Origin of the sequence: Achromobacter sp. Marseille-Q0513 (assembly GCF_018195695.1) — a bacterium.
GTDB lineage: Bacteria > Pseudomonadota > Gammaproteobacteria > Burkholderiales > Burkholderiaceae_B > Achromobacter.
Map to the genome: position 1 here is coordinate 1 of NZ_JAGTJY010000220.1, position 8,996 is coordinate 8,996.

Annotated in this window: 7 protein-coding genes; 5 read left to right on the top strand and 2 right to left on the bottom strand. The window is 69.5% G+C overall.

Features of this window, described 5'->3' with window-relative positions:
* The coding region (locus tag KDH83_RS27380) for a helix-turn-helix transcriptional regulator (RefSeq protein WP_212321497.1) at positions 1-699 on the top strand (699 nt) is incomplete at its 5' end.
* Positions 700-916: 217 nt separating this feature from the next.
* The gene (locus tag KDH83_RS27385) at positions 917-3,556 is read left to right on the top strand and encodes a PBP1A family penicillin-binding protein (protein WP_212321502.1); all 2,640 of its coding nucleotides are present in this window, start codon (positions 917-919) and stop codon (positions 3,554-3,556) included.
* 68 nt (positions 3,557-3,624) lie between these two features.
* Here the strand turns inward: KDH83_RS27385 and KDH83_RS27390 are convergent, their stop codons facing one another.
* On the bottom strand, positions 3,625-4,362 hold the full coding sequence (locus KDH83_RS27390; protein ID WP_212321503.1) for a metallophosphoesterase: 738 nt from the start codon (positions 4,360-4,362) through the stop codon (positions 3,625-3,627).
* A gap of 267 nt (positions 4,363-4,629) precedes the next feature.
* Between KDH83_RS27390 and KDH83_RS27395 the strand changes: the two genes are divergently transcribed.
* Positions 4,630-5,805 carry a PepSY-associated TM helix domain-containing protein gene (locus KDH83_RS27395; protein ID WP_212321504.1) on the top strand — a complete coding sequence of 392 codons (1,176 nt, stop codon included), beginning with the start codon at positions 4,630-4,632 and terminating at the stop codon, positions 5,803-5,805.
* The gene (locus KDH83_RS27400; RefSeq protein WP_212321505.1) at positions 5,802-5,987 is read left to right on the top strand and encodes a hypothetical protein; all 186 of its coding nucleotides are present in this window, start codon (positions 5,802-5,804) and stop codon (positions 5,985-5,987) included. The genes KDH83_RS27395 and KDH83_RS27400 overlap by 4 nt, the downstream gene beginning before the upstream one ends.
* Positions 5,988-6,039: 52 nt before the next feature.
* On the opposite strand, the gene KDH83_RS27405 is transcribed toward KDH83_RS27400, so the two are convergent.
* Positions 6,040-6,867, bottom strand: coding sequence for an aldo/keto reductase (locus KDH83_RS27405; RefSeq protein WP_212321507.1), 828 nt, complete (start codon positions 6,865-6,867; stop codon positions 6,040-6,042).
* Positions 6,868-7,160: 293 nt separating this feature from the next.
* Here KDH83_RS27405 and KDH83_RS27410 point away from each other — a divergent pair, with 293 nt between their 5' ends.
* Entirely contained in the window at positions 7,161-8,954 is a 1,794-nt protein-coding gene (locus tag KDH83_RS27410) for an ABC transporter ATP-binding protein/permease (RefSeq protein ID WP_212321509.1), read from the top strand.
* Positions 8,955-8,996 lie beyond the last annotated feature (42 nt).

Consider the following 8,996-nt stretch of genomic DNA (forward strand, 5'->3'; position numbering starts at 1 on the left):
GCCCGCACCGGCGCGCACACGCATCCGCGCGCCCAGCTGCTGTACGCGGTCGAGGGCGTGATGCGGGTCAGCACGCCCAGCGGCTTCTGGGCGCTGCCGCCGCTGCGCGCGCTGTGGGTACCGTCCGGCGTGCCGCACGAGGTCGAGATGGTGGGCGCGGTGTCGATGCGCTCGCTCTATGTCCGCGCCGACGCCGCCAGCGCCTATTGGCCCGAATGCCAGGTGATCGAGGTCGGCGGCCTGCTGCGCGAACTGATCCTGGCGCTGACCGCCGAGCCGATCGACTATCCCGAGGAAGGCCGCGCGGGCCAGATCGCCGCGCTGGTGCAATCGGAGCTGGCCGCCGCGCGCGTGGTGCCCTTCCAGATTCCCTGGCCGCGCGACCGCCGGCTGCAGGCCATCTGCGCCGCCATCCTGGACCAGCCGGGCCTGTCGCGCAGCATCGAGGACTGGGGCGACGAAGTCGGCGCCAGCGCGCGCACGCTGATCCGCCTGTTCCAGTCCGAGCTGGGCCTGAATTACCGCCAGTGGGTGCAGCAGCTGCGGCTGGCCGACGCGGTCTGCCGGCTGGCGCTGGGCGAGCCGGTCGCGCGCGTCGCGGCCAGCCTGGGCTACCGCAGCGCCAGCGCCTTCACCGCCATGTTCCGGCGCGCGCTCGGCGCCCCGCCGCAACGCTATCTGCCGGCTCAGCCCGCATGAGGCCACGCGCGTCCGGCACGCGGCGAATTTCAGCGCCGCTTAAGCCTGTCCCCGGAAGGATCGGCGACAATAGCGCCCGGACGCACCGGCGCCGCCGCCCTGCGGCCAGCCCGCAAGCGCGCCCCACTCCGTCCCCGACCGGCCCGGCCATGTCTGGTTACCGAAACCAATTCGCCGCAAAGCCGGTCTATCGCGTTACGCCCTAGAATCGCCAGCAATGAGCAATCCCCAGCATTCTTCCGACGCCCCTCGCGGCAAACGGCGCTTCTCCTGGAAGCCCTTCCTGATCAAGACCGGCGTCGCCGTGGCCGGCGCCGGCGTCTGCGCCGCCGTGCTGCTCGGCATGGCGCTGGCGCTGGCCTGGCCCAGCCTGCCCGACCTGCACGCCATGACCGATTACCGGCCGCGCGTGCCGCTGCGCATCTACACGGCCGACAAGGTCCTGATCGGCGAATACGGCGAAGAACACCGCAACGTGCTGCGCTTCGATGAAATTCCCGAGGTCATGCGCAATGCCGTGCTGTCTGCCGAGGACGACCGCTTCTACCGCCACGGCGGCGTGGACTGGATGGGCGTGGCGCGCGCGATCCTGACCAACGTGGTCAAGGGCTCCAAGAGCCAGGGCGGCAGCACCATCACCATGCAGGTGGCGCGCAACTTCTACCTGTCGTCGGAAAAGACCTACTCGCGCAAGTTCTACGAGCTGCTGCTGACCTTCAAGATCGAGTCCGAACTCAGCAAGGACGAGATCCTGGCGCTCTACATGAACCAGATCTACCTGGGCCACCGCGCCTACGGCTTCGCGGCCGCCTCGCGCACCTACCTGGGCAAGCCGCTGTCGGAAGTCACGCCGGCCGAGGCCGCCATGCTGGCCGGCATTCCCAAGGCGCCGTCCCGCTTCAATCCCATCACCAATTTCCCGCGCGCCGAGATCCGCCAGCACTATGTGCTGAACCGCATGAAGGCGCTGGGCTACCTGACGCCCGAGCAGACCGAGGAAGCCTTCAAGCAGCGCGTGGTCGTGCGCGGCACCGAAGGCGCCAGCCCGCGCGGCTTCGCCATCCACGGCGACTATCCGGCCGAGCTGGCGCGCCAGCTGATGTACGGCGTGTTCCAGGAACAGACCTACTCCAAGGGCATCGACGTCTACACCACGATCGACTCCAAGGCGCAGGAAGCCGCCTACCGCGCGGTGCGCGACGGCGTGCTGGACTACACCCGCCGCTCGGTCTATCCCGGCCCCGAGGACCAGATCGACCTGCCCGACGGCGTCGAGAAGGACGCCCAGGCGCTGGACGACATCCTGGACGGCGTGCAGGAAAAGACGCCGGACAGCGAGGACCTGCTGGCCGCCGTGGTGCTGACCGCCAGCCCGACGGAAGTGACCGTGGCCCGCAGCGCGCGCGACATCATCACGATCTCCGACAAGAAGGCGCTGGCCGTGGTGGCGCGCGCGCTCAACCCCAAGGCGTCCGACAGCCAGCGGCTGCGGCGCGGCTCGGTGGTCTACATCCACAAGGCCGGCGACGGCTGGGAGATCATCAACATGCCGGCGCTGCAGGCGGCGCTGGTGTCGATGGCGCCGCAGGACGGCGCGATCCGCGCCATGATCGGCGGCTTCGACTACAACCGCGGCACCTTCAACCGCGCCACCCAGGCCTGGCGCCAGCCGGGCTCGAACATCAAGCCCTTCGTCTACGCGGCGGCGCTGGAGCGCGGCCTGACGCCGGCCACCCAGATCTCGGACCAGCCCTTCATGCTGACCGCCGAGCAGACCGGCTCCAAGGCCTGGTCGCCCAAGAACGACGGCAACCGCTACGAGCCCATGCTGACCCTGCGCCAGGGCCTGATGCGCTCGAAGAACATGGTGTCGATCCGCATCCTGCAGGCCATCGGCCCGCAATACGCGCAGGACTACCTGACCCGCTTCGGCTTCGACAAGGCGCGCTGGCCGGCGGTGCTGCCGCTGGCGCTGGGCGCGGGCGGCGCCACGCCGCTGCAGGTCGTCAACGGCTACAGCGTGTTCGCCAACGGCGGCTACCGCGTCACGCCCTTCCTGATCGACCGCGTCACCGACCGCTCGGGCCATGTGCTGATGCAGGCCCAGCCCGTGGTCGCCGGCGACGCCGCCGCGCGCGCCATCGACCCGCGCACCGCCTGGGTCATGGACGGCATCCTGCGCGACGCCGCCACCAGCGGCACCGGCGCGCGCGCGCACCAGCAGCTCAAGCGCAACGACGTGGGCGGCAAGACGGGCACCACCAACGAGGCCGTGGACGTCTGGTTCTCGGGCTTCACGCCCACGCTGGCCACCACCGTCTGGATGGGTTTCGACCAGCCGCGCTCGCTGGGCACGAACGAATTCGGCAGCGGCCTGGCCCTGAGCACCTGGCTGGACTATATGCAGCCCGTGCTCAAGGGCGTGCCCGAAAGCAAGCCCGCGCCGCGCCCGGACGGCCTGCTGGTGGACAACGGCGAGTTCTATTTCAGTGAATTCCCGCCGGGCCAGGCGGTGGCCTCGCTGGACCTGTCCTCGGGCGATGCGCTGACCGATTTCCTCAACAACAACCGCTCCACCGGCGGCGTCGACAATACGGTGCGTCCGCTGTCCACGCCGGGCGCGGCGCTGCCTGGCGCGGGTCAGCCCGGCGCGGGACCGGCCGCCGCCGGACAGCCCGCCATCGCCCAGCCGGACCAAGCGCAGCCGCAAGGCCTGCCGGCCCAGGCGCCGGTGGCCCAGCCGCTGCCCGTGCCGACGCCCGGCGCGGTGCCGGGCCGCGCGCAAGGCCAGCCCCCGGGCCAGGCCCCCGCGGGCGGCGACCCCGCCTTCCCGCCCATTCCCGTGCCGCGCGTGTAAGCCGACGCGGCGCCGGGTCTGGCCCGGCGCCCGCTGTCCTGCCTATATGAAGCCGTCTTGAAGAGGAATCAGGCCGGATCCTGGCCCGCCTCGTCGTCCGCCGACTCGGGCTCGGTCACCATGGCGCGCGGCCAGGCCTGCAGCGATTCCAGGTCCAGGAAGGTGAAGTAGCCATCCTTCCAGCCCTCGGTGTCGATGTGATAGACGTTGCCCAGCAGCAGCGGCTCGGCCACGGGCGTATGCCCCGCCACCACGGCGCGCACGCCGAGCACGCCGGCGCGGTCCACCAGGCGCAGGCGGTCGCGTGACCACTGGCAGACCGCGCTGGTGCGCTTGTAGCGGTCGCGCAGCGCCTCTTCCAGGCGCGGCCAGAACAGCACCGGGCAGTCCGCGTGCACCAGCCCCACCGCCCCGTCGCGCGTTTCCACCTCGATCGCCACGGGCAAGGCCTCGAAGGCCTGCGCGTACACGCGCTGCCGCTCCTCGGGCAGGTCCAGGAACCAGCCGCCGCCATAGCCGCGCCAGTTCATCTGGTCCACCTTGCCGCTGCGGACGTGGCGGATCGCGTAGTCCTCGTGATTGCCCTGCACCGCGTGGAACCAGGGCTGCTCCAGCCATTCCAGCACCTGCTCGTTCTCCGGTCCCCGGTCCACCAGGTCGCCCACCGAGAACAGCCGGTCGCGCGCCGGATCGAAGCCCAGCCGGTCCAGGCTCTGGCGCAGGCGGGAAAAATGCCCGTGCACGTCGCCCACCGCGAAGTCGCGGCCGGAGGCATTGCGGGGGATTCTGAGGAAAGACTGCTGCATGGTGTTCCAGGGTGGCGGACAGGCACGGGCCCGGCCAATGACGGCTGGCGGACGCCGTCCACGCGGCGCCGCCAAGCTTACTTTTTAACCCGCTTTGGAACCGCGCGCTGACGGACGCCGGCTCGCCCGCGACAGGCGCGGGCCGGCAAATGGCTGGCGTCACACAAAACTCTACGAGAATAGCTATTATTCGTGATACTGTTCCGCTTCCAACCCACCGACACACCCTAGGGCCGCGCTTGCGGCCCTCCGCCGTCCTCCCTTCCCATGGCCTCCGCCTCCACCATCAAAACCTGGTATGTGGTCCACAAATGGACCAGCCTGATCTGTACGGCGTTCCTGCTGATCATCTGTCTGACCGGCCTGCCGCTGGTGTTCCACCACGAGATCGAGCATTGGCTGGATGACGGCAAGCCCTTGTCGGACGTGCCCGCCGGCACGCCGCGCGCCAACTTCGACAAGCTGGTGGCCCAGGCCCGCTCGATGTACCCCGCCGAAGTGGTCGACTACCTGTCCTTCGATCCGGACGAGCCGCAGGCCTTCGTCGGCATGGCCAAGAAGCCGGGCGACGGCCTGGCCTCCGGCCACGCGGTGCGCATGGACGCGCGCACCGGCGACGTGCTGCTGGACGGTCCACTCTACTCGCAGGACCGCTTTTCCTTCATGGGCATCATGCTCTCGCTGCACGTGGACCTGTTCGCCAGCCTGCCGGGCGAGCTGTTCCTGGGCTTCATGGGCCTGCTGTTCTGCGTGGCCATCGTGTCGGGCGTGGTGCTGTACGGCCCGTTCATGAAGAAACTCGAGTTCGGCACGGTGCGCGCCTCGCGCTCGACCCGGCTCAAATGGCTGGACCTGCACAACCTGCTGGGCATCGTCACGCTGGTCTGGGCCTTCGTGGTGGGACTGACGGGCGTGGTCAACGAGCTGTCCACGCCGCTGTTCCGCCTGTGGCAGTCCACCGAGCTGGTCGGCATCCTGGAGCCCTACAAGGGCCAGGGCATCCCGGCCGAGCTGGCCTCGGTGCAGTCGGCGGCCGACACCGCGCGCCAGGCCATGCCCGGCACCGAGATTTCCTTCATCGCCTTTCCCGGCAACGCCTACGGCAGCCCCCACCACTACCTGGTGTGGATGCGCGGCGACACCCCGCTCACCTCGCGCCTGAACACGCCGGTGCTGGTGGACGGCGCGACCGGCGCGCTCACCACCGTGGCCCGCATGCCCTGGTACCTGACCGCGCTGGAGCTGTCGCGCCCGCTGCATTTCGGCGACTACGGCGGCATGCCTCTGAAGATCATCTGGGCCTTGCTCGACCTGATCACCATCGTGGTGCTGGTCAGCGGCCTGTACCTGTGGCTGGCTCGTCGCCGCGCCACCGAGGCGCGCATCGCCGACCTGATGCGCAAACACGAAGCGGCGGCCGCCGCGCAAAGGACGCCCGCATGAGCAAGCAGAACCGCGGTTTCATGTTCGTCTGGGGCGCGCCCATCGTGCTGGGCCTGCTCAGCGTGTTCGGCCTGCTGGCCGCCTTGCTGGGCACCGGCGGCTGGCACTGGGCCTCGTGTACGGCGCTGACCATCCTGCTGGGCGTGATCGTGCGCTACTGGGCCTTCCCGCTGGAACGCTGACGCGCGTTCCAGCCCGCGCAGCCGCGCCCGGCCCAGGCCGGGCGCGCATCGCTCATTTGCCGAAGCGCTCCGGATCCGGTCCCAGGCGCGCGCCGTCGACGATGCCGTCGATGGCGTCCATGTCGGCCCGCGACAGCTCGAAATCGAACACGTCGATGTTCTCGCGTATGCGCGCTGGCGTGACCGACTTCGGAATCACGATCAGGTCGCTCTGCAGGTGCCAGCGCAGCGTGACCTGCGCCGGCGTCTTGCCATGCTTGCGCGCCAGTTCCAGGATCACCTTTTCCTGCACCGCCTTGCCCTGGGCCAGCGGGCTCCAGGATTCCGTGGCGATGCCGTGGCGCTCATGGAAGGCGCGCAGCTCGCGCTGCGCGAATCCGGGGTGCAGCTCGATCTGGTTCACCGCCGGCGTCACGCCGGAATCCTTGATCAGCCGGGTCAGGTTGGCCTCGGTGAAGTTCGACACGCCGATCGAGCGTGCGCGACCGTCCTGCTTCATCTCGATCATCGCGCGCCAGGCTTCCAGGAACTTGTCGCTGCCGGCCACCGGCCAGTGGATCAGGTACAGGTCGACATAGGCCAGGCCCAGCTTGCGCAGGCTCTCGTCCATCGCCGCGTGGGCGTCGTCGTAGCCGTGCTTGTCGTTCCACAGCTTGGTGGTGACGAACAGATCCTTGCGAGCGACGCCGGCCGCGCGCAGCCCCGCGCCCACGCCTTCCTCGTTCTGGTAGATCGCGGCCGTGTCCACGGACCGGTAGCCGGCGGCAAGCGCTTCCTTGACGCTGTCGGCGGCCTGCTCGTCCGGCACTTGCCACACGCCCAGGCCCAACTGCGGAATCCTGTTCCCGTCGTTCAATTTGACTGCGGGTACTTTCGACATAAACCCCTCCATGATTCGCGGCGCCGCGTTGGCGGTCCGGCCGCGCGACCAGGAACCGCAGCCGGGCGGAGCCCCTGGTCTGTAACACAAGGAATGCGGGCCCGTCGCGCTGCGCCCGCGGTGCGATGCTGGATCGCGATGCCCTGGAATAGCAGTCCGATTCCAGGGTTTTCAGGCAGATAATAGCGCCGCTGTCCGATAATGGCGCCCAAACCCCGGCCGCCGCGAGTCGGCCGGCGCCGCGCTGGCGGGCCCGCCCCGCCTCTCGCGCCCACCACCTATTCCATCTGCTCATGCCTGCCACTCCCACGCGGCCCCAGGGCCGCAACGGCTTTTCCACCCTGCGCACCCTGTTCCCCTATCTATGGCCGCCCGGACGCCCCGGCCTGAAGGCGCGCGTGGTCATCGCCCTGCTCTGTCTGTTCGCGGCCAAGGCCGCGACCGTGTACGTGCCGGTGCTGTACAAGCACGCGGTCGACGCGCTGGGCCAGGGCGCGCCCGGCGCGGTCGCGGTGCCGCTGGGCCTGATCCTGGCCTACGGCGGGGCGCGGGTGCTGTCGCTGATCTTCTCCGAACTGCGCGACGCCATCTTCGCCCGCGTCGGCCAGCACGCCATCCGCGCGGTCGGGCTGCAGATCTTCCGCCACCTGCACGGGCTGGCGCTGCGCTTTCACCTGGCGCGCCAGACCGGCGGGCTGAACCGCGCCATCGAACGCGGCACCAAGGGCATCCAGACACTGCTGTCCTTCCTGCTGTTCAACATCCTGCCCACTTTCTTCGAGATCGGGCTGGTCTGCCTGGTGCTGTGGCGCATGTTCGACGGCTGGCTGGCGCTGGCCACCGGCGCCACGGTCACGCTGTACATCGCGTACACGCTGCTGGTCACCGAATGGCGCGCCAAGTTCCGCCGCCAGATGAACGAGACCGACTCCGAGGCCAACACCAAGGCCATCGAAAGCCTGCTGAACTACGAGACGGTCAAGTACTTCGGCAACGAGGAGCACGAAGCGCGGCGCTTCGACGCCTCGCTCAGCCGCTACGAGCGCGCCGCCGTGCGCAGCCAGGTCAGCCTGTCGATCCTGAACATCGGCCAGGCCGCCATCATTTCCGCGGGCCTGACGCTGGTCATGTGGATGGCTGCCCAGGGCATCGCCGAGGGCCGCTACACGCTGGGCGACTTCGTGCTGGTCAACACCTACCTGCTGCAGCTGTATTCGCCGCTCAGCTTCTTCGGCTTCATCTACCGCGAGATCAAGCAAGCCATCATCGACATGGAACGCATGTTCGAGCTGCTGGACCAGGATCGCGAGATCGCCGACCGCCCCGGCGCGCGCGACCTGGCGGTCAGCGGCGCCGAGGTCGAATTCCGCGACGTGCGCTTCGGCTACGACGAGCGCCGGCCGATCCTGAAGGGCGTCAGCTTCCGCATCCCGGCCGGCAAGACCGTGGCCGTGGTCGGCCCGTCGGGCGCGGGCAAGTCCACCATCGCCCGCCTGCTGTTCCGCTTCTACGACGCCGACGCCGGCGCCATCCTGATCGACGGCCAGGACCTGCGCGAAGTCACCCAGCAGAGCGTGCGCGCGGCCATCGGCGTGGTGCCGCAGGACACGGTGCTGTTCAACGACACCATCCGCTACAACATCGGCTACGGCCGCCCCGGCGCCAGCGACGCCGAGATCGAGGCTGCCGCGCGGCTGGCCCATGTGCACGACCTGATCATGGCCATGCCCGACGGCTACGGCACCATGGTGGGCGAGCGCGGGCTGAAACTGTCCGGCGGCGAGAAGCAGCGCGTGGCCATCGCCCGCACCCTGCTCAAGAATCCCGCCGTGTTCCTGTTCGACGAGGCCACCAGCGCGCTGGACACCCACACCGAGCGCGAGATCCAGGCCAACCTGCGCGAAGTCAGCCAGGGCCGCAGCACGCTCATCATCGCGCATCGGCTGTCGACCGTGGCCGACGCCGACGAGATCATCGTGCTGGCCGACGGCCTGGTGGTCGAGCGCGGCCGCCACCAGGAACTGCTGGCGCGCGACGGCATCTACGCCGGCATGTGGGCGCGGCAGCTGCGCAGCCCGGCGGATTGACAAGCCCGCCCCCACTGTCCGAAGATCGCCCCCTTTGAATCC

Bases quoted from the DNA above. Each gene is read 5' to 3' on its own strand.
- KDH83_RS27385 (WP_212321502.1), top strand. From the start codon at position 917: ATGAGCAATCCCCAGCATTCTTCCGACGCCCCTCGCGGCAAACGGCGC.
- KDH83_RS27390 (WP_212321503.1), bottom strand. From the start codon at position 4,362: ATGCAGCAGTCTTTCCTCAGAATCCCCCGCAATGCCTCCGGCCGCGAC.
- KDH83_RS27395 (WP_212321504.1), top strand. From the start codon at position 4,630: ATGGCCTCCGCCTCCACCATCAAAACCTGGTATGTGGTCCACAAATGG.
- KDH83_RS27400 (WP_212321505.1), top strand. From the start codon at position 5,802: ATGAGCAAGCAGAACCGCGGTTTCATGTTCGTCTGGGGCGCGCCCATC.
- KDH83_RS27405 (WP_212321507.1), bottom strand. From the start codon at position 6,867: ATGTCGAAAGTACCCGCAGTCAAATTGAACGACGGGAACAGGATTCCG.
- KDH83_RS27410 (WP_212321509.1), top strand. From the start codon at position 7,161: ATGCCTGCCACTCCCACGCGGCCCCAGGGCCGCAACGGCTTTTCCACC.